Annotated in this window: 21 protein-coding genes and 9 pseudogenes; 9 read left to right on the forward strand and 21 right to left on the reverse strand. The window is 64.5% G+C overall.

Annotated elements, in window-relative coordinates; genetic code table 11:
* Positions 1-63 precede the first annotated feature (63 nt).
* Together HK436_RS27730 and HK436_RS33285 are read left to right on the forward strand one after the other, a co-directional pair.
* Positions 64-945, forward strand: coding sequence for an alpha/beta fold hydrolase (locus HK436_RS27730; protein ID WP_173194872.1), 882 nt, complete (start codon positions 64-66; stop codon positions 943-945).
* A 62-nt stretch (positions 946-1,007) separates the two neighbouring features.
* Positions 1,008-1,097 (forward strand): annotated as a pseudogene (locus HK436_RS33285) (IS6 family transposase); the annotation flags it as partial.
* A gap of 24 nt (positions 1,098-1,121) precedes the next feature.
* Here HK436_RS33285 and HK436_RS27740 read toward each other — a convergent pair.
* Positions 1,122-1,475, reverse strand: coding sequence for a winged helix-turn-helix transcriptional regulator (locus tag HK436_RS27740; protein ID WP_206680605.1), 354 nt, complete (start codon positions 1,473-1,475; stop codon positions 1,122-1,124).
* Between the two features lie 133 nt (positions 1,476-1,608).
* On the opposite strand from HK436_RS27740, the gene HK436_RS27745 reads away from it, so the two are divergent.
* The 4 genes from HK436_RS27745 to HK436_RS27760 all read left to right on the forward strand — a co-directional run bounded on the left by HK436_RS27745 (position 1,609) and on the right by HK436_RS27760 (position 4,341).
* Positions 1,609-2,016 (forward strand): DoxX family protein, encoded by a 408-nt coding sequence (locus HK436_RS27745; RefSeq protein WP_173194873.1) that lies wholly within the window; start codon positions 1,609-1,611, stop codon positions 2,014-2,016.
* Positions 2,017-2,137: 121 nt separating this feature from the next.
* Positions 2,138-2,896: a DODA-type extradiol aromatic ring-opening family dioxygenase gene (locus tag HK436_RS27750; protein WP_244649490.1), complete on the forward strand. Its 759-nt coding sequence runs from the start codon at positions 2,138-2,140 to the stop codon at positions 2,894-2,896.
* Between the two features lie 4 nt (positions 2,897-2,900).
* Positions 2,901-3,398 (forward strand): luciferase domain-containing protein, encoded by a 498-nt coding sequence (locus HK436_RS27755; protein ID WP_173194875.1) that lies wholly within the window; start codon positions 2,901-2,903, stop codon positions 3,396-3,398.
* 43 nt (positions 3,399-3,441) lie between these two features.
* The gene (locus HK436_RS27760) at positions 3,442-4,341 is read left to right on the forward strand and encodes an NAD(P)H-binding protein (RefSeq protein WP_173194876.1); all 900 of its coding nucleotides are present in this window, start codon (positions 3,442-3,444) and stop codon (positions 4,339-4,341) included.
* Between the two features lie 167 nt (positions 4,342-4,508).
* On the opposite strand, the pseudogene HK436_RS27765 reads toward HK436_RS27760, so the two are convergent.
* The 16 genes and pseudogenes from HK436_RS27765 to HK436_RS27830 all read right to left on the reverse strand — a co-directional run.
* Positions 4,509-5,211, reverse strand: a pseudogene (locus tag HK436_RS27765) (IS6 family transposase).
* A 230-nt stretch (positions 5,212-5,441) separates the two neighbouring features.
* Positions 5,442-5,894, reverse strand: a complete 453-nt coding sequence (locus HK436_RS33870) for a class I adenylate-forming enzyme family protein (RefSeq protein ID WP_376769226.1) — start codon at positions 5,892-5,894, stop codon at positions 5,442-5,444.
* Between the two features lie 45 nt (positions 5,895-5,939).
* Positions 5,940-6,994 (reverse strand): annotated as a pseudogene (locus HK436_RS31995) (AMP-binding protein); the annotation flags it as partial.
* Positions 6,995-7,054: 60 nt separating this feature from the next.
* Positions 7,055-7,941: pseudogene (locus HK436_RS33875) on the reverse strand (beta-keto acid cleavage family enzyme).
* On the reverse strand, positions 7,938-8,720 hold the full coding sequence (locus HK436_RS27785) for an HpcH/HpaI aldolase family protein (protein ID WP_173194878.1): 783 nt from the start codon (positions 8,718-8,720) through the stop codon (positions 7,938-7,940). The pseudogene HK436_RS33875 and the gene HK436_RS27785 overlap by 4 nt, the downstream one beginning before the upstream one ends.
* Position 8,721: 1 nt before the next feature.
* Entirely contained in the window at positions 8,722-9,114 is a 393-nt protein-coding gene (locus HK436_RS27790; protein ID WP_244649494.1) for a cupin domain-containing protein, read from the reverse strand.
* Positions 9,115-9,139: 25 nt separating this feature from the next.
* Positions 9,140-10,704 (reverse strand): annotated as a pseudogene (locus tag HK436_RS27795) (hydantoinase B/oxoprolinase family protein).
* Positions 10,705-10,706: 2 nt separating this feature from the next.
* Positions 10,707-12,779, reverse strand: coding sequence for a hydantoinase/oxoprolinase family protein (locus tag HK436_RS27800; protein ID WP_173194879.1), 2,073 nt, complete (start codon positions 12,777-12,779; stop codon positions 10,707-10,709).
* Positions 12,776-13,546 (reverse strand): IclR family transcriptional regulator, encoded by a 771-nt coding sequence (locus HK436_RS27805; protein WP_173194880.1) that lies wholly within the window; start codon positions 13,544-13,546, stop codon positions 12,776-12,778. Before HK436_RS27805 ends, HK436_RS27800 begins: the two co-directional genes overlap by 4 nt.
* Positions 13,547-13,553: 7 nt before the next feature.
* Positions 13,554-14,828, reverse strand: a complete 1,275-nt coding sequence (locus HK436_RS27810) for a TRAP transporter large permease (RefSeq protein ID WP_173194881.1) — start codon at positions 14,826-14,828, stop codon at positions 13,554-13,556.
* The gene (locus HK436_RS27815) at positions 14,825-15,385 is read right to left on the reverse strand and encodes a TRAP transporter small permease (RefSeq protein WP_173194882.1); all 561 of its coding nucleotides are present in this window, start codon (positions 15,383-15,385) and stop codon (positions 14,825-14,827) included. The genes HK436_RS27810 and HK436_RS27815 overlap by 4 nt, the downstream gene beginning before the upstream one ends.
* Positions 15,386-15,509: 124 nt before the next feature.
* A complete protein-coding gene (locus tag HK436_RS27820; protein WP_173194883.1) occupies positions 15,510-16,490 on the reverse strand; it encodes a TRAP transporter substrate-binding protein in 981 nt (326 codons plus the stop codon).
* A 747-nt stretch (positions 16,491-17,237) separates the two neighbouring features.
* Complete coding sequence (locus tag HK436_RS34125) at positions 17,238-17,561, reverse strand: transposase (RefSeq protein WP_512770960.1); 324 nt, start codon at positions 17,559-17,561, stop codon at positions 17,238-17,240.
* Positions 17,534-18,331, reverse strand: coding sequence for a transposase (locus HK436_RS34130; protein WP_512770962.1), 798 nt, complete (start codon positions 18,329-18,331; stop codon positions 17,534-17,536). Before HK436_RS34130 ends, HK436_RS34125 begins: the two co-directional genes overlap by 28 nt.
* Positions 18,223-18,588 (reverse strand): transposase, encoded by a 366-nt coding sequence (locus HK436_RS34135; RefSeq protein ID WP_512770963.1) that lies wholly within the window; start codon positions 18,586-18,588, stop codon positions 18,223-18,225. The genes HK436_RS34130 and HK436_RS34135 overlap by 109 nt, the downstream gene beginning before the upstream one ends.
* Positions 18,589-18,667: 79 nt before the next feature.
* Positions 18,668-19,139: pseudogene (locus tag HK436_RS27830) on the reverse strand (IS630 family transposase); the annotation flags it as partial.
* Positions 19,140-19,211: 72 nt separating this feature from the next.
* On the opposite strand from HK436_RS27830, the gene HK436_RS27835 reads away from it, so the two are divergent.
* The 3 genes and pseudogenes from HK436_RS27835 to tnpC all read left to right on the forward strand — a co-directional run bounded on the left by HK436_RS27835 (position 19,212) and on the right by tnpC (position 23,205).
* Entirely contained in the window at positions 19,212-20,372 is a 1,161-nt protein-coding gene (locus HK436_RS27835; protein WP_173194885.1) for an IS110 family RNA-guided transposase, read from the forward strand.
* 382 nt (positions 20,373-20,754) lie between these two features.
* Positions 20,755-21,501 carry an IS66 family insertion sequence element accessory protein TnpB gene (gene tnpB / locus HK436_RS32005; RefSeq protein ID WP_244649496.1) on the forward strand — a complete coding sequence of 249 codons (747 nt, stop codon included), beginning with the start codon at positions 20,755-20,757 and terminating at the stop codon, positions 21,499-21,501.
* Between the two features lie 73 nt (positions 21,502-21,574).
* Positions 21,575-23,205: pseudogene (gene tnpC, locus HK436_RS27850) on the forward strand (IS66 family transposase).
* Here tnpC and HK436_RS27855 read toward each other — a convergent pair.
* The 4 genes and pseudogenes from HK436_RS27855 to HK436_RS27870 all read right to left on the reverse strand — a co-directional run bounded on the left by HK436_RS27855 (position 23,122) and on the right by HK436_RS27870 (position 26,313).
* Positions 23,122-23,553: a transposase gene (locus HK436_RS27855; RefSeq protein ID WP_173194886.1), complete on the reverse strand. Its 432-nt coding sequence runs from the start codon at positions 23,551-23,553 to the stop codon at positions 23,122-23,124. The pseudogene tnpC and the gene HK436_RS27855 overlap by 84 nt on opposite strands.
* Before the next feature lie 111 nt (positions 23,554-23,664).
* Positions 23,665-24,276 (reverse strand): annotated as a pseudogene (locus HK436_RS27860) (IS630 family transposase); the annotation flags it as partial.
* Between the two features lie 302 nt (positions 24,277-24,578).
* Positions 24,579-25,292, reverse strand: a complete 714-nt coding sequence (gene scpB / locus HK436_RS27865) for an SMC-Scp complex subunit ScpB (protein WP_173194888.1) — start codon at positions 25,290-25,292, stop codon at positions 24,579-24,581.
* A gap of 5 nt (positions 25,293-25,297) precedes the next feature.
* A pseudogene (locus HK436_RS27870) lies at positions 25,298-26,313 on the reverse strand (DUF1403 family protein).
* Positions 26,314-26,377: the final 64 nt, after the last annotated feature.

Consider the following 26,377-nt stretch of genomic DNA (forward strand, 5'->3'; position numbering starts at 1 on the left):
ACATGAGCAATTTCCTGAGTGTGCAGAGCTGTCTGGCCACCCAATCACAAGAAGGAAGCGACAATGAGCACAACCTATACCGAATTAGAAACTAGCCACTTCGTCACCCTGGCCCACCAGGGGGAAGACTATCGTGTGCACTACAACGACTGCGATCCCGGGACCGGTGGCGAAGTAGTCCTGATGCTGCACGGTTCGGGGCCTGGCGCGACGAGCTGGGCAAACTTCAACCGCAACATCGACCCGCTGACCGATGCCGGCTACCGAGTTATCCTCATGGACATGCCTGGCTGGGGCGCGAGTGACCCAATCATAAACCCCGGTTCGAGGCCGGACCTCAACGCGCATTTCGTCAAGGGGCTGATTGACGCCCTAGGGATCGCGCGCGTGCACCCCGTCGGCAACTCGATGGGCGGGCATAGCGCGATGGCGTTCGCGCTGACCTGGCCGGAGCATGTGGGCAAATTGATTCTGATGGGCGGGGGAACCGGCGGGATCAGCAGCTTCACACCGATGCCGACCGAGGGCATTCGACTGGTGAACAAGCTCTATCGCGACCCGACGCTCGAGAACCTTCGCCAGATGATGGAGGTGTTCGTCTATGACCCGTCGGACCTGACGGACGAACTTTTCCAGACGCGCCTCGAAAACATTCATCAGCAGCGCAAGCATCTCGAGAATTTCATCGAGAGCTTGCGCCTAAATCCGAACCAATACCCTGATTTCGGACCGCGCCTTCGTGAAGTGAAGGCCGAAACGTTCATCTTCTGGGGGCGTGACGACCGGTTCGTGCCGCTGGACGCCGGGCTACGCTTGGTGGCGGGCATTCAGGATGCGCAGCTGCATGTGTTCAATCGTTGCGGCCACTGGGCCCAATGGGAGCATGCCGAACGCTTCAATCGACTCCTAATAGATTTCCTAGGGGCTTGTCGCAAATTCTCGTAGTCAACGAGCTGTTGACTAAGTCTAGGGAAATTGCCGCTCCCAATGTCGTGGAGCATGCCTATATTCTGAATGCTGTTGCCGAGAAGCTGAAGCGTCAGTCGAGGGATGATTTCACAGGGCGGCATTTCGAGGCATGGCTCGTCGTTCAGGCATTCAAGCGGACAAATACTGCGTCGTCACTCTGTCCCGCTCCGGACCTCGGCAAAGATACCCTCATCCTCCCAGCGGCGCGCAATGGCGCCGAGCGTATCGAGCATACCGCGCAGTTCCGCGCCGCGCTCGGTCAGCCCGTAGGTGACGGCGGGCGGGATGGTCATGGCCTGCTCGCGCCAGACGACGCCGGCATGTTCCAGCATCCGCAGCCGTTCGGTCAGGATGCGAGTGGAAATTCCGGGCACCAAGCGCTTGATTGCGCCGAAACGCTGCGGCCCCTGCTCGGACAGAACCCAAAGGATGTATATCGTCCAGGGGCCAGTAATGACCCGCAGCAATGCTTCCATTGGGCAGGATGGGGGCAGGACGGTCTTCATTGCGGACATTCCTCGCAGCGACGGAAAGTTGGTTACTTTAAAGTGCCTACTTTAGCTTTTAAAGCATGTTGTTTAAGCATACCTACAGCGGAGAGGATCGCTTCACAAGTTGAAGCCAACAGGGAGAACGGCCATGAGTGACAGGGCGGCACGGTATGTCTACTGGATCGCGACAGGGCTTGTGGCGCTGGTCTATCTGGGGGCTGCGACCTTTTACCTTTCGTCCTACGAAACGGTCGCCGGCATGTACCGCGATGTGCTGGGATACCCCATCTATGTCATCTGGCCGCTGGCGATCCTGAAGATCATCGGGGCGGTGATCATCCTGTGGCGTCCTTCGGCAATGCTGGCCGACTGGGTCTATGCGGCGATGTTCTGGCATCTGGTTCTGGCCTTCGGGGCGCATGTCGGCGCGGGCGATCCGGGCTGGACGCCTGCCGTGGTGGCCTGGGTGCTTCTGATCGTATCGTGGCTGACCGCGAACCGCGTGCGCGCGGTCAAGTCGGCCTATGCACCGGCGGTCCCGACGACGGCACATTGATCGGAATGGGATGCGCGCAGCATCGCCACCGCCCGCCGCCCCCGGACCTGGAAAGGACGATGACATGACGGACAGGCAACCTGCGGTATTTCTTCCTCACGGCGGCGGCCCATGCTTTTTCATGGACTGGAACCCGCCAGACACCTGGGACCGGCAGCGCCGGTTTCTCGAGGGGTTCCCCGAGAGCCTGCCGGCGAAACCGACTGCGCTCGTTGTGATCTCGGGTCACTGGGAGGAACGGGTCTTTACCGTGCAGACCAACCCGGCGCCGCCCTTGCTTTTCGATTACAACGGCTTTCCGCCGCACACCTATCAGCTGACCTGGCCCGCGCCGGGCGATCCCGCGCTGGCCGCCCGCCTGCGCGACCTCCTGGAAGGCGCAGGGTTCGAGACGGGCGAAGACCCCGCGCGGGGTTACGACCACGGGGTGTTTGTGCCGCTGAAGGTGGCGTTCCCGGATGCAAATATTCCCACCGTTCAGCTTTCCCTGCGCGCCGACCTCGACTCGCAGGCGCATCTGGCGGCGGGCCGGGCGCTGGCGCCTTTGCGCGACGAGGGGGTTCTGATTATCGGGTCGGGCAACACCTATCACAACATGGGCGTGATGATGCGGGCGATGCGCGGTGGCGCGCGCGGACCCGTCGCCGGGACCGAATTCGACCAGTGGCTGACCGACGCCGTCACGCAGGACGATCCCGCCCGTCGCGACGCGATGCTGACGGCCTGGGCCAAGGCCCCCGGCGCGCGCGAGGCCAACCCGCGCGAGGAACATCTCGTCCCGCTGCATGTCGTGGCCGGGGCAGCAGGGGCCGATCGCGGCACCAAGACACTGGAAGATCATGTGATGGGCGCGGTGGAAAGCGCCTTTCGCTTCGGGTGACACGATGAGTTTCGAATTGCCGATGCGCCCGGGCACGCGCCCGACGACGACTGATTGTGCCCCGCATGAACAGGTGTCGCAGAACTCGCCACCCGAGATCCATGCGGAGTTCAAGCGCCGCGCCTTCGAGCTGCCCTTCGTCGAGCGCCGTCCATCCGGCATTTCGGTGCCGGGCGCCGAGGCGCTGGTGCTGCCGCACACATACGCCTGCGGCCCGCGCGAGGCCTTCATGATCGGGCGCGAATTTGCCCATGTTCACCCTGGATACGATGGCTCGTCGCATCTGATGCTGCCCGTGCCGGCGGTCGAAGAACTGATCGCCAAGGGCTGGGGCGAGCCGCATCCGATGGCGCGGCTGGGCTATATCCCCGCTACGGCGGTCATGGCCTTCGCTCCGCGTGACGAGGCCGAGATCGACGTGATGCTGCGCCTGTTGACCACAAGCTGGGACTTCGCCCGCGGCAAGCTGGCGAACCCGGCACCCGTCCATATCCACGGCTGAGGGCAAAAGGCCCTTCGCCAGAAATCACCCCAGGAGACCAACAATGTCCAATATCCAGAACGGCCCCTTCATCGTCACCGGCGCCTCCGGCCAGCTTGGCCGGCAGGTGGTCGAACTGCTGCTACAGGCAGGCGCCAGTCCGATCGTTGCCGTATCGCGCAATCCCGACAAGCTGGCCGATCTGCAGGCGAAGGGCGTCGAGACGCGCCAAGGCGATTTCAACGATCCCGCATCGCTAGACGGCGCCTTCGTGGGCGGCAAGCGCCTTCTCATCATCTCGACCGACGACCTTGAGCCGGGCAAGAGGCTCGCGGCCCATTCCAACGCCGTCGCGGCCGCCAAGGCGGCGGGTGTCGATCATATCGTCTATACTTCGTTCGCGAGCCCTGTCCCGGACAGTCCGATTGGTTTCGCCCCCGACCACGAAGGGACCGAAAAGCTGATCGCGGCCAGTGGGGCAAATTACACGATCCTGCGTAACAACATGTACACCGACTTTCTGCTGATGGGCGGCTCGAAGAGCGTCGCCATTGGCAAACACTTCGCCGCCGCGGCAGAGGGGAAGGCCGGATATGCGACGCGGGCCGATTGCGCCCGTGCCGCAGCCGCGGCGCTGATGACGGCCATGGGCAGGCAGACCCTCGATATCACCGGGCCGCAGGCGGTCAGCCAGGCCGAGGTCGCGGCGATCCTGTCCGAGATTTCGGGCAAGGATATCCCCTACATCGCCCTGCCCGCCGAGAATCTGGTGCAGGCGATGGTCGGCAACGGGTTGCCGGAATTCATGGCGCGGGTCTTCGTCTCATTCGACGAGGCGATTGCGCAGGGTTTCCTAGACGTGGCCGGCGACGACCTGAAAACCCTGACCGGACAGCCTGGCCAGACGGTGCGCGACTTCCTGATGGCGAACCGCGCGGCGCTGTTGACGCCGCCGCAGCACTGAGGACGGAACCATGCGGAGGTGACCTGAGACCCCAATCTCCTCCGGCTTGAGGGAGAGTGACCGGTTGAAACTGGACGCGCTTTTGCGGCCTTGGTCCGGGCGATGCAATTGCGCCGGCGATGTCACGTTACCGGCGTCTGAACGCGATGGGATTTGTGGCGCGGTTGTCAGCTGCCGATGGTCACGGCCTTCCATTCCGCCATGGCCTGCAGGCGATGATTGCGGATGCCGAGAGCAGAACGTTGTGAGCAGGACGGGACGAAAAGGTTGCGGACGGCGGAGAAGATCGAGACGAAGCGTTGCAACGCTCCCGGTGATCGGAAACCCTGCATCGCCCGTTCCCGTTCTCGCAGCGGCACATGCGAATTTTCCGCCCGGTTGTTGAAGCCCTTGTGCGAACGGTGCTCGACGCCCGGCATGACCTGACGCTTGGCCGCTCCGTAGGAGCGCAACTTGTCGGTGATCATGCGCTTCGGCGTGACGCCCTGCTTCTTCAAGAGACGCGTTAACAACCGCCTGGCGGCCTTGGCGTTGCGACGGCGCTGGACAATTTCGTCGAGCACATAGCCATCCTGGTCGACGGCCCGCCACAGCCAATGCTTCTCGCCGGCAATCGTAATGGCCACTTCGTCGAGGTGCCCATATGTCGTCGTAGCCTGGTTGCTTGCGGCGCAAGCCACTGACGTATTCGGGCCCGAACTTCTTGCCCCACCGGCGGATCGTCTCGTAGGAGACCGTGATCCCTCGCGCCAGCAGCATCTCTTCGACATGCCGCAGGCTCAGCGGAAACCGATAGTACAGCCAGACCGCGTGGGCGGTGATCTGGGGCGGGAAGCGATGGCGTTTGTAGCTGATGGGAGAGATGCTCATGCCCTCCACCCTATCCCGCAAATGCCTGACCGCAAGTTAACGTGACATCGCCCGCGGTGCATATTCCGCCTGTACTTCTCGAGAGGTTTTGCCGCTTTTCGATGGCCCGTCTCTCACGCTTAACGCGCGCGATGCGTCGCTTCTCCATCTGTAGATTGCCCACGCGAGCGTTGAAAAAACCGCCGCGACGATCTTTGATCTCGAGCCACGATGTCGAATCCATCGATTGCTCAAGAAGAAGAACTCGACCGCTCCGCGAGACCATGTACGGCGCGCAATTCAGTCTTGAGCACTTTGCCGTAGGCGTTCTTCGGCAGGTCCTCGAGCCAGACATAGTCCTTCGGTCGCTTGAAGCGGGCAATCTGGGTCAGGCAGTGGTCGTCGAGCGTCTTTGCGTCGGCGGTGGCGCCCGGCTCCAGCACGACGCAGGCGACGACGACCTCGCCCCATTCAGGATCGGGCCGGCCGATCACAGAGACCTGCGCCACGGCCGGATGCGTCAGCAGCGCCTCCTCGACCTCGCGAGGATAGATGTTCGTGCCGCCGGAGATGATCACGTCCTTGGAGCGGTCGTGCAGGGTGAGGAACCCGGCCTCGTCCATCGCGCCCATGTCGCCCGTATGCAGCCAGCCGTTGCGAATCGCAGCGGCGGTCGCGGCCGGGTCGTTCCAGTAGCCCTTCATCACCGACGGGCCGAACACAGCGATCTCGCCGATCTCGCCGGCCGGAAGCCGCTTCTCGTCAGGTCCAATTACGGCTACCTCGCAGCCTGCCTGGGAGACGCCGACAGACGCAAGGCGGCGCGAATAGAGCGCGTCGTCCCATCCGGCTTCCATTGCCTCGACATGGGCGGCGCGGGTCAGAGCGGTGATGGTCATCGGCGTCTCGCCCTGGCCGTAGATCTGGGCGAAGCGGGGGCCGAACTGGTCCATCGCGTCGCGGATGTCGGCGAGATACATCGGCCCGCCGCCATAGACGATCGTGCGGATGCCCTCCCCCGGCCCCCGCGTGACTTGGCGGCAGCGACGAGGCGGCGGACCATGGTGGGGGCGGCGAAGAAGCAGAGCCGGCCGAGCTGTTCGGCGAGATCGAGGATCTCGTCGCTGTCGAAGCCGCCGGAAGCCGGCACGACGTGGCGCGCACCGCAGATTAGGTAGATGAACTGATAGAGGCCGGCCCCGTGCGACATGGGTGCGGCGTAGACCTTGGCATCGCCGGCCTCGGCCGCATCGACGTCGGCAAGATAGCTCATGATCATCGCCTGGATGTTGGCTGGCGTCAGCATCACGCCCTTTGGCCGACCAGTCGTGCCGGATGTGTAGAACAGCCAGACGAGGTCGTTCTGGCCGGTCGGATGGAGCGGCGTAGCCGGAGTGTCGGTGACAAGTGCCGAGAAGTCCGGTCCGTCCATGTCGACGATGCGCGTTTCGGGCGCCAGTGCCGCGAGGTCGCCGGCATGGTCGCCGTCGGTGAAGCACAGCGCCGCCCCGGAATGGCCGAGGATGTAGGCAGCTTCCTTCTCGTGCAGCTTGGCGTTGACCGGCACCGCCACCGCGCCGATCCGCCAGACGGCCTGCATGGCGACGAGATAGTCGATGCGGTTGGCGAGGAAGAGCGCGACGCGGTCGCCCGGCGCTATGCCTGTCGCCGCGAGACCGGCGGCCAGCGCCCCGGCGCGGGCATTGAAGCCGGCATAGTCGAGGACCGCTTCCGCGCCGCGGAACAGCGCCGGCCGGTCGGGCCAGAGCAGGGCGGCGCGTTCAAGCCAGCGTGCCGGGTTCATATCTTCCTCCCTGCCTCGTGCCCGGCGCAAGCCGGCCTCGCGCCGACCGTCATGACCCGCTCAGGTACTCGCAGGCAAGCCGAGGATGGCTCGCGCCTCGGCCGGCGTCGCGGGGCGGCCGCCGGCGGAGCGGATGGTCTCCACGCCGGACGAGAGCAGCGCGGCATTGGTGGTCGGCTTGCCGGCCGCGTCGAAGAGCGCGTCTTCCAGTCCGGCGCGGACATGGCCGCCGCCGGCGACCGCCGCGCGCATGACCCAGAGATTGTCCTCGCCGGCCGCGAAAGCCGCCCAGACCGTGCCGACGGGAATGCGTTCGCGCATCGCGGCGAGTGCTGCCGGCGTCGCGGGCGCGCCGCCATAGCCGGTGCCGAGGCAGATCTGCATGAAGGGCGTCGGGCCGAACGCACCCTCCGCCGCGAGCTTTTTGCGACCTCCAGATGGCCGAAGTCGAAGCATTCGACCTCGGCGCGGATGCCTTTCTCGCGGTATAGCCGCGCCATCTCGCGCAGGTCGCCCATGCGCGCCACGTGGATCGCCTGACCGAGCGCGAAGGTGCCGCAGTCGATGGTGCCGATCTCGGGCGTGAGCGCGAGCACATGGTCCGCCCTGCCCGCCGCCGGGCGCAGCGTGGTGCCTTCGGCCGGCGCGAAGCCCGCCGCATCGTCGAGCACCAGCAGTCCGTCCATCGAGGCGCTGAGGTTGAGCAAGATGTCGGTGCCGGCGGCGCGGATCAGGCCGACGGTCTCGCGCCAGAGGCCGATGTCGTTGGAGGGCAGGCCCGTTGCCGGATCGCGGACATGGATGTGGGCGACCGCCGCGCCCAGCTCCGCCGCCTCGGCGACCGCCGCAGCGATGGCTTCAGGGCTCACCGGCAGGTTCGGGTTGAGCTCGGCCGCATCGGGCCGTCCACCGTTGACGCAGACGGTCAGGATGACCGGGCGCGTCATGCCGCCTTGCCCCGCACAGCGGTGACGGCTGCGTCGGCAGCCTGCTGCATGAACAGCGCATCCTGCAGCAGCGCGATGAAGGAATAGCCGCGCCCGATACAGTCGGTGGCGTAGCCCGAGCCGATCGCGAAGACGCCCGCGAACTTGCCCGCCGCGCGGGCGCGGGCAGCGACATAGTCGAGCGCCGGCGACACGTCCGGGCTGTCGAGCGTTGCGCCGCTCGACAGCGAGACCGACAGGTCGGACGGCCCGACGAAGACACCGTCGATACCGGGCACGGCGAGGATCGCGTCGAGGTTGTCCAGCGCCTGCCTTGTCTCGATCATGGCGATTGCAAGGTTCAGCTTATTGGCCTTGGCGAGGTAGCCAGGGCCGTTCAGGCCAGATAGCGGGATCGCGCGGCGCGGTCCCCAGCTGCGGAAGCCGACCGGCGGGAACTTGGTGTAGGACACCAGACGTTCCGCGTCCGCGACCGTATTGACCATCGGGCAGACGACGCCGATCGCGCCGAAATCGAGCACCCGCGAAGCGAGCCCGCCGCAATCGACCGGCAGCCGCACGAAAGCCGGCTTGCCCTCCAGCGCGGCGGCGGCAACGCTTGCGACGACGGCGGCCTCGTCGAACATGCCGTGCTGCATGTCGAGAATGAAGGAATCAAGCTTCGTCTTCGCCAGCGCCTCGATCGCGTTGGGATCAGGCAACTGGCAGAAGGTCGACAGGTGCAGCGCGCCCCGGCGGATGGCCGGAGCGAGGGCGGCATGGACCGCGGGAAAGCCCATCTCAGCTCTCCACGGGCGGGAAGTCGGCGGCCTGGTGGTCGACGATCTCGAGATAATCCTTCCGAATCGGGCAGAAGATGTCGAGATTCATCACGACCTCGTCCGAGATCGGCATGCCGCCGTGCATCACGTCGGGCGGCACGCGCAGCACTTCCCCCGCGCCGACCTCGAAGGTCTCGTCCCCGACGGTCCAGCGCATGCGGCCGGTCAGGATCACCGCGATCTGCTCGAAGGGATGCTTGTGCATGCCGAGCGTCATGCCCTTTTCCAGCCAGTTCATGACCAGCAGCACGTCCTCGCCGCGAAAGCCGGCCCGGCTGATATGCTCGCGCACCGGGAAGCGCGGCAGGTCTTCCCATTTGACCGGCATACGGAAGGGTTGCAGTTCACTCATCTCGTCCTCCCTGTCTTGAAATCCGTCAGGCCACCTTGGCTGCCTTCAGCGTACCGAAGCCGCCGCCGCCGGGTGTGATCATGGTGATCTCGTCGCCGGCCTTCATGTCGGTCTTGCCCGAGAGCACGACCGGTTTGCCGTTGACGAGGAACTGACCGGCGCGGCCCCGCGAACCGCCGTCGAGGCCCTGCGGCGCCTCGCTGAGGCGGCTTGGCACGGTGTTCAAGAGCCAGGGCTGCGTCGTCCGCATGCGGAAGCCGATGCGCTGCCCGTCGCCGCCGGGCTGCGTGCCCGCGCCGCCGGAGCCGCGCTCGAGTTCCTTGCAGGTGAAGACGATCGGATAGGCCGCTTCCAGCACCTCGACGGGAACCGCCGACACGCCGGTTGGGTAGCAGACCGCCGAAATGCCAGGCTTGCCGGCGCGTGCGCCCATGCCGCCGGAATAATTGAACATGGACGAGGTGAAAGCGCGGCCCTCCTCGTCCTGGCCCTGGATTTGCACGGTCCACACCGCGCCCGACCCCTCGGCCACAACCTTGTCCGGCACGACTTGCGACAAGGCATTGAGGATCGGGAACGGCACGTACATCCCGACGACATGGCGGGCGTTGACCGGCGAAGGGTAGGTCGCGTTGACGATGCAGTTGTCCGGCAGCTTCAGCTTGATGGGAGCCAGCGAGCCGGCATTGTTGGGCAGGTCCGGGTTGAGCGTCGAGCGGATGGCGAAGGTTGCGTAGGCCTGGGTGTAGGCCGGAACGACGTTGATGCCGCGCGGACTGCGTCCTGACGAGCCCGTGAAATCAACGGTGATCTCACCGGCCTTGTTGTCGATGGTCACCGCGGTCTTCAGCGTGATCCGGTCGCCTCCCGGCACGTCGAAGGTCGACTCGCCGTGGAAGGTGCCGGCCGGCAGGGTGCGGATGGACTCCCGTGTGGCATTCTCTGAGCGGGCGATGATCTCGTCCGACAGCGCCTCGATATCGTTCAGCCCGTAGCGGTCGCAGAGCGCGTTAAGCCGCTGCGAGGCAATCATGCCTGAGGAGACCTGCGCGCCGAGGTCACCCAGCAGCGCGTCCGGCGTGCGGACGTTGCGGGTGATGATCGAGAACAGCGTCTCGTTGCGCACGCCCGCTTCGTAGAGCTTGAGCACGGGGATCCAGAGGCCTTCCTCATGGATGTCGCGCGCGCCCGAGCCGATGCCGTAGCCACCGATGTCGGTGTGGTGGATGGTGGACCCGGCGTACCCGATCAGTTTCTCGGCGCGGAATATCGGCGAAAGGACGGTGATGTCGAAGAAGTGGCCGGCCGACATCCACGGATCGTTGGTGATCAGCACGTCGCCTGGTTTCAGGCTCGACGCATCGACATGCTTGAGCAGGTTCGCTGCGGCCGCGCCAGAGAATTGATGTGGCCGGGGGTGCCCGTAACGGCCTGCGCCACCATGCGGGCGCGAGCGTCGAACAGGCCGTTGGCGAGGTCGCCGGCTTCGCGGACGATCGGCGAAAAGGCGATGCGTTGCAGCGCGCGCGCCTGTTCCGAGACGATCCCGATCATGTTCGACCACAGGATTTGAAGTTCCACGCCGTCCATGGTCAGTGCTCCGTCATCTTGTCGGCAATCAGGCTGCCGTTTGCATGCAGTCGGATCGTCCAGCCGGGCAGGACGAAGATGGTGGTCTCGCGCTCCTCGACGATGACGGGACCAGCGATCGCATCGTCCTCCATCAGTTCGGTGCGCGCGTAGACCGCGGTCTCGACCGGCTTGCCGCGGAAATGGACGATGCGGCTGCGCGGCGCCGGGCGGCTGCCGCCCCGCGCAACGGTCGCGGCGGCGCGGTCCGGCAGGCTGCCGCGCGCGGTCACGTGCCAGTTGACCAGTTCAAGCGGCATGTCGAGCTTCAGGCCGTATTGCGTCACGTATTCGCGATCGAAGATTGCGCGCATCGCATCGGTGTCGAGCCTCTCGCGGGGATCGAAGGGCAGCTCGATCCGCAGCTCCGACTGCTGGCCGAAATAGCGCAGGTCGGCGCCGAAGACGAAGGCGATGTCCGATGGCGCGAGGCCGGCTTCAGCCAATGCCGCCGTGCCTTCGCCGGTCATCTGACCGACAAGCTCGCGCGCCTCGGCCGGGTCGAGCCGGTCGACCAGGCCGAGCTGGCTACGCACCAGGTCGATCTGTGCCGGCGTGACCAGCGTGCCGAAGGCCGACAGCACGGAGGCGAGCGGCGGGTAAATCACCTGCTTCGATTCGATCAGGTCGGCGACGAGGCACGCATGGACCGGGCCGGCGCCGCCGAAGGCCAGCATCGGCAGGCCGCGATAGTCGACGCCGCGATCGGTGGCGTGGGTACGGGCGGCCGCCGCCATCTGCTCGCAGACGACCTCGTAAATGCCCCAGGCGGTCTGCTCGGGGGTGAGCCCGATCTTCGCGCCGAGCTTGCCGACCGCCGCGCGGGCGCCCGCGGCGTCGAGCTTCATGTCGCCGCCGAGGAAGCGGTCGGGATCGAGGATGCCGAGCACCACGTCGGCGTCGGTGACGCAAGGCTCCTTGCCGCCGCGCCCGTAGCTGACCGGACCGGGGATCGAGCCGGCGCTCTCAGGCCCGGTGCGCAGCAGGCCGAGATCGTCCACCCATGCGATCGAGCCGCCGCCGGCGCCGATCTCGATCATGTCGATCGACGGCACGGTGATCGGCATGCCGGAGCCCGGCTTGAAGCGGTAGCGACGGTCGACCTCGAACGTGCCCGTCACCAGCGGCTCGTGGTTCTGGATCATGCAGGCCTTTGCCGTGGTGCCGCCCATGTCAAAGGAGATCAGGTCCGGCAGGCCGAACATGCGCGAGAAGTAGCAGGCGACCAGCGCGCCGGCAGCGGGTCCGCTCTCGATCATGCGCACCGGCAGCGTGCCGGCGCGGCCGGCGCCGATGACGCCGCCGTTGGAGAGCATGATCAGCGGCTGCTGTGAGAAGCCCTGGCGGTCCAACTCCTTGATCAGCGCGTCGAGATAGGGCCGCGTGATGGGCACGGTGTAGGCGTTGATCGCGACGGTGGAGGTGCGCAGGTATTCGCGCATCTGCGGCGCGATCTCGGACGAGAGCGAAACGAAGATCTCGGGCGCCTCGCGGGCGAAGACCTCGGCCACCAGCACCTCGTTGACGCCGTTGCGATAGGCGTTGATCAGGCTGACGGCGACCGACTGGATGCCGCGCGCCTTGCAGTCACGGGCGATGGCCGCGATCTCGGCTTCCTTCGCCGCCTTCTCGACCGAGCCGTCGGCCAATACGCGCTCATCCAAAGCCCAGGTGCGCTCGCGCGGGATCAGCGGCTCGGCGAACTCGATCTGCGGATCGTACATGTCGTAGCGATGTTCGTCGCGGATGTAGAGGATGTCGGTGAAGCCCTTGGTCAGGATCAGCCCGACCGGCGGCCCCTTGCGTTCGATCAGCGCATTGGTGACGACCGTGGTGGCGTGGACGACAACATCGTTGACGTCCGGCGGTGCGATGCCGGCGCGGCCCATGACCAGATCGACGCCGCGGAAGAAGCCTTCGAGCAGGTTGCCGTGGGTGGTCAGCGTCTTGTCGACGAAAGTGCGGCCGTCGTTGGCGAGAAGGACGGCATCGGTGAAGGTGCCTCCGATGTCGACGGCGAGGGAATATCTGGTCATGTCATCTGATCCGTATTGCCTAGATTCCGGGAGATCTTGCGGGCCGCCGCCGTCAGCGCCTCAACGTAGCGAGGGTCGGGCGGCGTCCCGATGATGTTGGTGGGTCCGGCGATCGTCAGCGTGGCGACGAAATCGCCGGTCATGTCGAAGACGGGCGCCGAGACGGCGGTGACGCCCTGCAGCGTCTGGTTCGGCGCGTCGGCCCAACCCCGTGTCCGCACCTCGGCCACCTCCGCCTCGACGGCGGAACGGTCGGTCGACGTCTCGCTGGTCCATTGGCGAAGCGCGGTGCCGGCGAGCTTCGCACCGCCGAAGGCGAGCGCGATCTTGCCCTGCGCCGAGGCGTGAAAATCGAGCAGCGCGCCTGGGCGGGTGACGATCACGACCGGCTGCTCGGTGCGCACCATGTCGAGTATGCGCATGCCGCCCTGCTCCATCTGCGAGAAGGAAACGGTGAAGCCTGTTGCGTCCCGAAGTTCGACCATGACCGGCCGAGCCTCGCGCAGGATGTCGGTGGAATCGGCCAGCGCCTGGCCGAGATGGTAGAGCTTGTAGGACAGCCGGTATTTCTCGGTCTCGGGGTCCTGCAGCACATAGCCGAGCGAGAGCAGCGTGCGCAGGAAGCGGAAGACGCGCACCTTCGACACACCGATCCGGCGCGCGAGGTCGGACAGGCCCACGGGCTGCCCGATCTCCGCCATCACCTCGATGATCATGAAGGCCATCTGGGTGGACTGGTTGACCGTTTTGTCGAGCTCTACCGTCATCTGATCCTCACTTGAACAGGCCCGGAATCCAGAGCGAGAGGCCCGGGATCGCGGCGACCATCACAAGAACGAGGATGCACAATCCCAGCATGGGGAGCGAGGCCCGCGTCACCGCCTGCAGCGGGCTGCGGGCGATCGAGGAGACGATGAACAACACCAATCCGACGGGCGGCGTAATCATGCCGATCATGAGATTCAGCACCACCATGACGCCCATCTGCACAGGATCCATGCCGATGGACGGCGCCAACGCGTTGAGCACCGGCATGATCAGCACCATCGCCGCCAACGGCTCGAGGAACAGGCCGAGGATGAGGAGTATGACGTTGAGTAGGATGATAAGGATCGCCGGGTTTTCAGACACGCCCAGGATCAGAGCGGCGACCTTCTGCGGCAGGCTTTCGATGCCCAACACAAAGCCTGTCATGCTCGCCATCGCAACGACCAGCATCACCCCCGACGACATTGTCGCGGTATCGTAGAAACACTGCTTGAGCTTCTGCCAGGATAGGGAGTGGTAAACGAACAACCCGATGGCCAGAGCATAGATGCAGGCTACGCCTGCGGCTTCAGTCGGCGTGAAGATGCCAGTGCGGATGCCGACGACGATCAGCACGGGCAGAAAGATCGCGGGCGTGGCCGCGATGAGAAGCCCGCGGCGCTCTTTGGCCGGCACCGGAGAAGAGACCGGATGGTTCTCTCTGCGGCCCTTCCAGAGCGCATAGCCTACGAGCAGCCCGCTCAGAATGAGACCCGGGAGGATACCTGCAAGGAACAGATCCCCGATGGACGTGCCGGTCAGCACGCCAAACAGAATCAGAGGCAATGATGGGGGAATAAGGGGACCTAGCAGCGAACCGGACGCGGTCAAGGCTGCCGCATAGGCCGGATCGTAACCGTCCCGCTTCATCGGCGGAATCATGATGCCGCCGACGGCTGCAGCCTCGGAGGTGGCCGCGCCGCTCGACCCGGACATGAGGAGATTCGACAGGACGTTCACGACCGCCAGCCCACCCTTGATCCGCCCGACAAGGAACTGTGCCGCGCGAACGATGTGTCCGGTCAGATTGGCCGCGCTCATAAGATTTCCGGCGAGGATGAAGAAGGGGATCGTCAGCAGCAGGAAACTGTCGATGCCGGCAATCATGCGCTGCGGGAAGGCGACCAGCAGGTGGCCGTGGCCCTCGATCAGCAGGTAGACCAGCGAGGCCATGCCGAGGCCGAGCGCCACCGGCATGCCGATGATAAGCGTCGCGAAGAAGATGGCGAGATAGAGGATCATCCGTGCGCCTCGATCTCGGTTGCGAGCCTGAGGTCGGAGGCGCGCGCGCCGGTGCCGATCATGCGGGCGTAGAGGACGATGTCCATGGCGAGCCGCAGCGCGAACAGGCCGAGCCCGACCGGCAGAGCGACGTAGACCCAGTAGACCCTGGGCACCGGAAAGTCGGGGCCGAACAGGTCGCCGAGCAGGAACTTCATCGCCGGGATCGGCGACGAGCCGAGGCGGGAGGCATAGACGAAGCCGTACCAGACCAGCACCGAGAGCAGCACGATGCCGAGCGTGTTGGCGAGGATCGCGAGCATCAGGCCGGCGTTCGGCGGCAGGACGTCGCGCAGCAGTGGCACGCTGGCGATCTCGCCGCGCTCATAGGCGAGCACGGCGGCAAGGAACGAGACCCAGACGAGCAGGTAGCGGCAGATTTCCTCGGCCCAGATCAGCGAGGTCGAGAAGCCGTAGCGCAGCACGATCTGAAGCGTCATGACGGTCAGCAGGACGATCAGCATCCAGATCAGGATGGTGGACACAGCCACGTCGAAATAGCGTCGCAAGGCGAGCATGGTTCAGCCTCGTCATCGGCGTGCCTCCGCCGTCGCGGCCGGAAGGGCCGCCGCAAGGCACGGTACCGAAAGGTGGTTGGGACGGGGCGGCGGCCGTCAGCGCGCCGCCCCGCAACAGTCGGTCTTACTTCTCAACCGCGTTGACGAAAGCCTCGATCAGCGGATCCTTGGCAACCCACGCGTCCAGCACGGGCTTCGTCTTTGCCTGCATCTCGGCGAGGTCCTCGATCTTGGAGATGGTGACCCCCTTCTCCTCGAGCTGCTTGGTGATCTGGGCTTCCTGGTCGCGGGCATGTGCATAGTGTTGGGCAATGACCTCGTGGCCTGCCTCGGCGATCGCCTTCTTCTGCTCGTCGCTCAGGCCGTCATACTTGGCGGAGCCCATCATCAGCACACCGGGCCAGAAGTAATGGCCGGTCAGCGTCGCGTTCTTGGCGGCCTCGTAGTAGCTCTCGGCGAAGGCAGAGGAGAGGTTGATCTCGACCGCGTCGATCGTGCCGGTCTCGAGCGCCGAGAAGACCTCGCCGAAGGCCATGCCGATAGGCGCCGTGCCGACAGCTTCCCAGATCGCCTTATGCAGCGGTGTCGGGACGATGCGGGTCTTCAATCCTGCGAAGTCGGCGACGGTCTTGACCGCCTTGGTGCGCGACAGGAAGTGGCGCTGGCCGGCTTCGATGTAGCCGAGCCCCTTGATGTTGTTGGTCGCGAGCGAATCGAGCAGCTTCTGGCCGACATCCGAGGACAGGACCTCGGCCATCTTGTCGTAGCTCGGCACCAGGAACGGAAGCTGGAGCGAATCGAAAATCGGCGAGTTCAGGACCAGGGGCATCGTCGGCACGGACACCAGCGCGCCGTCGATCGTGCCCAGCTGCACGCCTTCGAGAAGCTGCTTGTCGTCGCCGAGCTGGCGGTCGCCATAGACCTCGATCTTGACCTTGCCGCCGGTCTTGGCGGTCACCTTGTCGGCGAACATCACCAGCCCGTCCTGGAACAGGTGTTTCGAGGTCGCGGCATGGCCAAATTTCAGGGTGACGTCCTGCGCAAGAGCAGCCGTGGCCGGCAGCAACAGGGCTATGGCGGCGATGATGCCGTTACGAATGCTCATGATGAATCCTCCCATACGTTTCACATTTAGAAACTCAATTACAATATGGGATACACAGGGTGTCTGTCAACCGCGCTCATATAGGCGAGCATGCGCGCCGCCGATGCAGTTACGCGCGGCGCACGAAGCGAGCGTCATCGGCTTCCGAGGCTGAGGCGCGGCGAGGTAGCCGCGGCGGAAGTCTCGGATGTGCCGCAGCCGACCGATCACCGACGATCGGCAGTGCACAGCAGCTGAGCTCGTCGCAGGACTTATCGCGAGATTGTTCTGGCCTTGTCCGGACTCTGGCGCGCAGGTGAAGGTCACCGCACCGGCCCGGACGAGACATTCCATCGTCATCTGACGCTCAAATGGGCTGTCTTGACAACCAGAGGCGCAGGAACCCGGTCGATGGCGGTCGTTTAGCCGGTCAGGCGTCGAAACGCTCTGTCTTGTCCGCGCAATCCTCAATGACCGCGACGATGAAGCCGGCATATCCGTCAGGGCGTGATCTGCGCCGTCGTCTTTGTGGCAGAGGCGCGAACTCGCCGATCTTCGCCGGGCGATCCAGCGGACCGCGCTCGATACCAATGCCGAACCGCCCAGCCGCTCGACGAGCTGAGGCTCCTCGTCAAGAAGGAATGGGCTTGCGCCTGGCGCTAGCAGCCTGTCGGACTGATGTGTGCGACGTCAGAGCGCAATGAGAATGGACGTGAAGTTTTCATGGTTCGGAGTGTCCTGTCGATGATGCGGTTATCACGTCCCCCGTCACGCGGGGGTGAGGGCGAACATGCGCTTCAGGTTCCAGGCCATGGTGACCAGGTTCCACTCGCCTTTGACGTTTTCGAGGCCGCGCAGGGAGAACTGTCGGAACCCCATGACCGATTTGATGATGCCGAACACCGGTTCGGGCGTCTGCTTGCGCAGGGCATAGAGTTGCCGGCCTTCGGGCGTGGCGAGGCGATGCGCCATCGCCTTGAGCGGCGTGGGATTGTCCGGGGCTGGCGGCGCTTTGGCGAAACGGTCCTGCCACGACAGATTGTGGCGCTCCCGCCCGAGCGCTATCAGCGGCGCGATCTTGGCGCGGCGCACGCCGTCACGTTGGCGTTGCTGAAATAACCGGTGTCCGCCAGCATGGCCTCGGGCTTGCCCAGCGCCTCGGGAAGCGCGGCGAGCGCCGCCAGCGTCGGCGCGATCTGCTCCTTGTCGTTGGCGGCCTGCACCACATCGGTGGCGACCACCAGCAGGCTGCCGGTCGCCACCGCGGCTTGCGCGTTGTAGGCTTGCTCGAAGCCGCCGCCTGGCCCCGGCATGATGCGCGAGTCCTCGTCGGTCAGGTTGACCTGATCCTTGGGACCGGGCCCTGCCGTCGGCGGCTGCGGCGGCCGTCCACCCGGCTTGCGGCCCGTCTTCTTCGCCTTCTCCGCGCGGGCCCTCATCTTCGCTTCATGGTCGGCCTGCTCGCGCGCGAAGCGCTCCTTGGCCCGCGCCTCGATCTTCGCCTTGGCCTCGGCAATGCGGGTCAGGCGCTCCTCGCGCCGGGCCAGCTCTTCCGGCACCGACATGCCGTCCGGCACAGACGCGGAATCGGCGACCTCCGCCGCCCAGTCCTTGACCTCGGCCTTCAGTTGCGCTTCGAGCTTGCTGGCATGCTCATAGGACAGCGCGCTGTGCCGGCTGGCGTTGGCGTGAACCTTGGTGCCGTCCAGCGCCACCGTGCCCAGCTTGAGCACCCCGGCCTCCCGGGCCAGCATCAGCACTTGGACGAACAAGCCTTCGATCTCCCTGAGAAACCGGCGCCGGAACGTGGCGATGGTGTCGTGGTCGGGATGATCGTTGGCGGCGATGAAGCGGAACGCCACCGAATCGTAAGTGGCGCGCTCCAGCTGGCGGCTCGAGAACACCCCGTGGCGTAGCCATAGACCAGCAGCCCCAACAGCACGCTCGGGTGATACGAGGCCGAGCCCGAGCCGCGATAGGCCTTGACCATCGCCGACAGGTCGAGCCGCTCGATCACCTCCACAACGAAGCGCGCCAGATGCCGCTCGGGCAGCCATTCGTCCACCGACGGTGGCAGCAGAAATCCGCTCTCACGATCAACCTGGCGAAAGTTGCTCATCACGCCTCAGTCAAAAACCGCAGAATCAATCAATGCAACTGAATCTCATCCAAACCCTCGGCTCAAGTCCGACAGGCTGCTAGTGTTGTGACTCCAACGCTTGTTTCGCACGGGCGACTTTTTCGAGGATTTCGCCGGCAGACTTAGTCCAGATGGATGAAAGGCTTGGGATTGGCATTATGGTTGTCCAGGTATTCCATGATGGCGCTCTCGAGTTCGGCGACGCTTTTGAAGGCACCGCGGCGGATGCGGTTTTGTGTGATCTCGGCGAAGAAGCGCTCAACCATGTTGAGCCAGGAAGCCGAGGTCGGCGTGAAGTGCAAATGGAAGCGCGGATGCGCCTTGAGCCAGCGCTTTACGGCCGGCGTCTTGTGGTTGGCATAGTTGTCCACAACCAGATGGAGGTCGAGACCGGACGGTGTCTGATGATCGATCAGCTTGAGGAAGCGCAGGAACTCTCGATGCCGGTGACGTGGCATGCAGGTCCCTATAACCTTGCCGTCCAGCATGTTCAGCGCTGCGAACAGGGTCGTGGTGTCATTGCGCTTGTAGATGCTATGGGGCGCGCGCCGCGAGGGAATGGCACCTTGGGCGCTGCAAACAACCAGCCGAGAGGTGCCCCCATGCGACAGTTGAACGACTTGAGCAGATCGCTCGCCAAATTCGATCAAGATACTACCCTGATCGCGGTCATCGAGATGAGCCAATCGAGTTGGCTCGTTGCCGGAATTGTTCCAGGGATCGAGCGCCATCCTTTGAAGAAGCTGGCGGTCGACGAAGGCGTACTTCTGCAGCTCCTGCAACGTTGGCAAGATGAGGCCGTCCGAATAGGCCGCAAGATCGAACGCACCACCGTTGCTTTCGAGGCGGGCCGTGATGGCTTTTGGCTCGCCCGCTGGCTTCGGGCGCATGATATCGAAGCCTATGTGATCCACCCGACAAGTGTCGCCGTGTCGCGCGAGCACCGCCGGGCGAAGACGGATCGGTTAGATACCGAACTCCTGAAGCGGGCATTCCTCGGCTGGCTGCGTGGTGAGCCTGATCACTGCAGCATGGCGGCGATCCCGACGATCGAAGAAGAAGATGCCAAGCGTCCGCACCGTGAGCGCGAGAGCCTGGTCGCCGAGCGCACCCGAATTGTGAATCGAATGAAGGGATGTCTGGCCCGGCTGGGAATCCGAACCTTCAGGCCGACCCTGCAACGAGCAAAGAACCTTCTGGCGACACTGCGCACCCCCGAGGGTACGCCGTTGCCCCCAAATGCCTTAGCCGAGATGGGCCGTGATTTGGCCCGGCTGCATTTTGTCCAAGACCAGATCCATCAGATCGAGACTGCCCGCCTCGAAAGGTTGGAGCAGGCGCCGGACGAAAAATCGCATGTGATGGTGCGCCTCTTAGCTCGAGTCATTGGCGTCGGTATTGAGACGGCGGATATGCTCGTGCGTGAGGTTCTCTCCCGCAATTTGCGAGATCGACGAGCGGTGGCGCGCTACGCCGGTCTGACTGGAGCACCGGACGAGAGCGGCTCCAAGCGGCGAGAAAAGGGACTTGCCAGGGCCGGTAATGCTCGAGTGCGTCGTGGAATGATCCAACTGGCATGGCGCTTCCTCATGTTCCAGAAGGAAAGCGCCCTCGCGCATTGGTACCGCGGCCGGACGGTCGATGCCCGTCATGGCACGCGCAAGTCGCTGATTGTCGCCATGGCGCGCAAGCTGCTGATCGAATTATGGCGCTTCGTGACGACTGGCCAAGCGCCGGTCGGCGTCGAGCTGCGGCCTGCTTGAACCGGCGAGAATAAGAAAGCTTTCGGAGCCGCCCGGATATCGCTGGCATCCGATGACGATCCGAGGTGGTGGTGACCCGAACCCACGAATGGCTTGCATGCCGCCTTGTAGAATGGGCCCACCGCTCCGGAGCTCAGCCGCCGATGCGCATTACTGCATCATGGTCCAGATCCTTTGGATCTACCGAATACAAGTATGTGGCGCGAAGCTTCGCGCCAGTCGGCGAGCGCCCCTCAGATCGTTCACAAAATTGCGTCTCTGTCCGAACTACCGAAACAAGAAAGGAGCGCGACGAGATTAGACGTAAGCGGGTAAGCCACCCCACGTAGCGGTTTGTCGGTTTGAGGCTCATTTTCGTGGTGAGAATCACGAGGAGAGTCATATGAGCGACAGGGTGGGTCAGGTTCGGACCTTCGAGGTTTTGACGGCAACGGCGGTGTCATCGCGTCGGACGCCTCGCCATTGGTCGGATGATGAGAAGGCGCGGCTGGTCGCGGAGGCGTTTTCGCCGGGAAGCACGGTAGCAGAGGTCGCCCGCTCTTATGAGCTGGACGTGTCCCAACTCTATACGTGGCGGAGGAAGGCGCTGTCCTCGGGGGCGATCGCGCCGTTGGCGGTGCCCTTGTGTGGGCGTGGTGGCTCGGCGACCGATCCGGTGAAGTTCACGCGCTTTGACGCGGGCGCCAGCGCCGGTGGAGCTTGTGGTGAGCGATGTCGTTGTGCGGGTCGGCGAGGATATTGCACTGGATCGGTTGGCCGGGATTATCCGGGCGGTGCGCCAGGCATGATCGCGTCGGGCGTTGTGGTTTACGTGTCGGCGCAGCCTGTAGACTTCCGCAAGGGAGCGGCGTCCCTGATGGCGCTGGTGAGGGATAGTGGTCTCGACCCGTTTTCCGGGGCGCTTCATGTGTTCCGATCGAAGCGGGCGGACCGGGTTCGCATCGTGTGGTGGGATGGCAGCGGGGTGTGCCTCTATGCGAAGGTTTTGGAGGAAAACAGCTTCTGCTGGCCGGGCGTATCGGCGGCGCGGCTGCGTCTGGACCATTCGCAACTGATGGCGCTTCTGGCCGGTCTGGACTGGAAGAAGATCCGTCCTGCGCGGATCAAACGCCCGCTGCTGACGGGGTGAAATCGCCTCTCGGATGGCCGCTCAAAATCGGCTGAACCCATTGGAAAATCGGGCGTTTTGTTCTACTCCCTCTATGGTTTTATCCGTTGCCGAACTGCCGGACGACATCGACGCGCTGAAGGCGATGATCCAGGTAATGGCGCGAGAACACGCTGAAATTGCGCGTGGGAGTGCAGCTCAGTTGGACGCAGCGAAGGCGGAGATCGCCCGGCTGAAGGCGGTCGAGGCGGCGGCCAACGAACGGATCGCCAACCTGACGACGATCATGAATGTCCTGCAGCGCGCGCAACATGGCACGCGGTCGGAGCGGTTGCGGCTTGCCGCCGATGACGAGCAGGTGGCCTTCGCCTTCGAGGAGGTGGAGACGGGGCTTGCGGCGATCCAGAGCGAGCTCGACCGCGCTGCCGGCAACAAGCCGAAACGCGCGCCGCGTCCTCGGAAAGGCTTTGCCGCTCACCTCGAACGCATCGAGGAGGTCATCGAGCCGGAAATCCCTGCCGAATGCGCGGGCCTTGAAAAGATTCTGATCGGCGAGGATCGCTCCGAGCGGCTCGACGTCGTGCCGCCGAAGTTCCGGGTCATTGTCACGCGCCGCCCCAAATACGCCTTCCGTGGGCATGATGGTGTGGTCCAGGCGCTGGCGCCGGCGCATATCATCGAATGCGGTCTGCCGACGGAGCAACTGCTCGCCTATATCGCCGTCTCCAAATATGCCGACGGCCTGCCGCTCTACCGGCAGGAGGCGATCTATCTGCGCGATGGCGTCGAGATCAGCCGGAACCAGATGGCTCAATGGATGGGGCATCTGGGCTTCGAGCTTCAGATATGCGCCGATTACATCCTGGAACTGGTCAAGGAGGGCGAAAGGGTCTTCGCCGACGAAACGACATTGCCGACCCTTGTACCCGGCTCCGGCAAGGCCATGACGGCCTGGCTCTGGGCTTACGCACGCGACGATCGCCCCTATGGCGGAACCAGCCCGCCAATGGTCGCCTATCGCTTCGAGGACAGTCGTGGTGCGGAATGCGTGGCGCGCCATCTCACCGGTTTTAGCGGCGTCCTTCAGGTGGATGGCTATACTGCCTATACGAGCCTCGCCAAGGCGCGGGCCAGGCTTGGCAGCAATCAGGCGATCCAGCTCGCCGGGTGCTGGGCGCATCTGAGGCGAAAGTTCTACGATCTGCACATCAGCGGCGTCTCGCAGGCCGCGACCGATACGGTCGTCGCCATGAGCGCGCTGTGGAAGGTCGAGGATGAGGTTCGCGGCCAGAATGCCGAAACCAGAGTGGCGCTGCGGCAGGCAAAGTCCGCGGCCATCGTCACCGGCCTCTTCGGCCTGTGGGAGAAGGAACTGCGCAAAATCTCCGGAAAATCCAAAACCGCTGAGGCCATCCGCTATGCGCTCTCCCGGCGCGAGGCGCTGGAGTGGTTCCTGACCGATGGCCGTATCGAGATCGACTCCAACATTGTCGAACGCGCAATCAGGCCCCAGACAATTACGCGAAAGAATAGCCTGTTCGCCGGTAGCGAGGGGGTGGACGAACCTGGGCAACACTGGCCACGCTTCTTCAGACCTGCAAAATGAACGGCGTCGATCCGCTTGCCTGGCTCACCCAGACCTTAAGCCGCATCGCTCAAGCATGGCCGGCCACCGAAATCGAAGCCCTCATGCCCTGGAACTTCAGCCCTGACGCCATCGGCTGACCGCTTACCAACGACATCGCTCACCACAAGCTCCACCGCCGCGCTGGCGCCCGCGTCAAAGCGCGTGAACTTCACCGGATCGGTCGCCGAGCCACCACGCCCACACAAGGGCACCGCCAACGGCGCGATCGCCCCCGAGGACAGCGCCTTCCTCCGCCACGTATAGAGTTGGGACACGTCCAGCTCATAAGAGCGGGCGACCTCTGCTACCGTGCTTCCCGGCGAAAACGCCTCCGCGACCAGCCGCGCCTTCTCATCATCCGACCAATGGCGAGGCGTCCGACGCGATGACACCGCCGTTGCCGTCAAAACCTCGAAGGTCCGAACCTGACCCACCCTGTCGCTCATATGACTCTCCTCGTGATTCTCACCACGAAAATGAGCCTCAAACCGACAAACCGCTACGTGGGGTGGCTTACCCGCTTACGATTAGACCTTGACTTCAAAATCCCCATACAAGTCATGGGTCATGGTGCCGGCGCGGCCCTTCTTTATGGGCAAGCCCGGTTGGGTCCGGTCGAGGGCCTGGATCTGGCTCTTTTCGTCGACGCAAAGCACCAGCGCCTTGTCGGGCGGATTGAGATAGAGCCCGACCACGTCCTCTACCTTCGCGGCGAAGTTCTTGTCGCGCGAGACCTTGAACGTCTTGACCCGATGCGGCTTGAGTCCGTGCGCCTGCCAGATCCGCTGCACGCTGCTGTAAGAGATACCTGTCGCCCTCGCCATGCTGCGCAGGCTCCAATGGGTTGCATTCGGCGGCTTCTCGTGCAGCGTCATGTGCACCACTTGCTTGACCGTCTCAGCCGCCAGCGGCTTGACCCGCGACGGGCGGGTCGCATCCTTCAGCAGCCCGTCCACTCCCTTTGCCATATAGCGGCGGCGCCAACGGCGTACCGTAAGCAGGCTCTTGCCGACCGCCGCCGCAATTCCCTCCGCCGTCAGCCCGTCGCCAGCCAGCAACACGATCCGCGCTCTCCAGATTACCTTCTGCGGCGTGTTTCGATCACGAACCAGTCGCCCCAGTCGTTCACGATCGGCTGCGCCGATCGAAATCAGCTCGATCTTTCTCATTGGCGCGGACTCGCAGGTTCACGCCAATTTGTGAATCGTGAGTCAGCAACAAAACACTAGATCGCCCGCATCGACAGGAAATCCCAACATCATGGAAGCTGACGGATCTGGTCATTACCGCAGGTGTTCGCGGCATCCTATTCCCGTTACTGCGTCACGCCGGCGGAACAAATCTCGTGGACTTCCGGCCAACCTTGTCGGCGGCGACAAGGTCGCGGTCCATGATCCCGATCACCGGCTGCCGCAGAACCAATCATCATGGCCATGAGTTCGTAGCTGCCGTTGAGCTCGTAACCATCCGCTCAAGGCATCCGGTCCTCAACGAGATCGGCTTGTTCTTCGATTTCATCCTCGACGCTCGCCAACCCCGCTGGAATATCTCCGGCCAGCAGCTTTTCCTTGCTGAGCAGGCCCGCATCCTCAAGCGCCTCAAAATCCGGCAGATCACGCAGCGTGTCGAGCCCGAACTCGAGCAGGAATTCTTTGGTCGTCACGTAGGTGTAGGGGGCGCCAGGGGTCGGGCTGCGTGGTCCCGAGGCGATCAGACCGGCGCCACGCAAATGGCCGATCAGGTCGCGGCTGATCTCCTTGCCGAAGAAGGACGACAGCTCAGCGCGGGTAATGGGCTGGAAGTAGGCGATTGTCATCAGCGCCAGCACCTCGGATTGCGTGAGGTCGACGGCACGCTCGCTCGTGCCCAACGCCGCGCGAATAGCATCGCCGTAGACAGGGCGCGTCAGGTGCTTCCAGCCGCCGGCGACGGCAACCAGATCGTAGGGACGGCCGCGCAGTTCCTCGCGGATGTCTGCGATGAGAAGATCGATGCTGCAGCTTTTTCCGACGATGCGGGCGAGCGTTTCGCGTGTGACCGGTTCGCTCGCCGCGAAGATCGTTGCCTCGACGCGGTGCATCCATTCCCGCCAGCGGGCTTCCGGCGGCAGGTGATCCAGTTCCCGGTCAAACAAACTTTCGTCTGGCCGGCGTTTCGTTCGTCTCGCGCGCGTCGCCTCGGCCATGATCGTCACAGTCCGTAGATGCGGAAGGTCGGGCGGCCGGAGAGCTCGCGCACGGCGCCGAACTCGACCAGCCGGTCGAACAGGCGGCGCAGGCCGCGATCGCTCATGCCGGCGATCTTTTCCGAGGCAACGATCGCATCATCGGACAGCAGCTTGTCGACAACCGCGTCCGCTGCCTTGGCTCTAAGTTTTGGCGCCACGGCGAGCAGCCGATCGGCTCGACGCCCGAGTTCGGCGGACAGATCGATCGCGCGCAATGCGGCGCGCGCCTGCGCGGCAAGCAAACCTTTCGCGCGCTCAAGATGTGTCTCAGTGCTTGTCGCCCCGGAGCCAGTTGTTGGTCGACGCAGGCGAGCGCTTGCGCCCACGGCTGCTTCGGCGCCGAGCAGCGGCACCGAATGCGCCCAACCCAGCCGTTGCGCCAGCAGGGCATCGGCGAGCCAGGCTCCGACGGTGCGGTCGAAGGCGTGGCGTTCGGCAGCGATGAACGCGCCGGTCAGCATGCCGACTGTCCCATCACAGGCGCCGAGCTGCCGAAGCTCGTCTGCCAGATCATTGACCACCTCCTCATCCGGGGCGTAGCTGAACTCTCCCAACACCGCAGCGAGGCTTTTCGCCGTAAGCAGATCCCCCGCGGGCCGGGCTGCCAGGCGGCGCCAGGCAAGGAGCAAACGGCCAGCGGGGCCGACGTCGTCACCGGCTTTCGTCAGGAGCACGGCGTCGCGCAGGGCGGCCTCGTCCTCGATTCGGCCCGCCTGTTTCATCGTTGCCGCGGCCGCCGAAAGCGCCAGGCGCTGCCGCCAGGCACCGGCCCAGCGCTCGTGCCGGCGCACGACCTGATCGAGGAGGCAGATGGCGGCGCCGGCGGCCAGCGCGACGTCCTCAAAGTCTTTTTTGCAAGGGATTGCGCGTCGGGAACGGCACGCCGCAGCCAGGTCGGTATGGTCGCGACGGGGTCGACGAGAGTGGCGCCGGGGATCGCGGCGTGTCGAGCCAGTGAAGGTCTGGGCCGGCGAATCATGGCCAACAGGATGAATCACGGCGGCGCTTTTGGCAATCCGAGTAACCGAAAACCGCCGCGCCTG

It is taken from the genome of Neoaquamicrobium sediminum (genome assembly GCF_013240295.1).
Classification (GTDB): Bacteria; Pseudomonadota; Alphaproteobacteria; order Rhizobiales; family Rhizobiaceae; genus Aerobium; species Aerobium sediminum.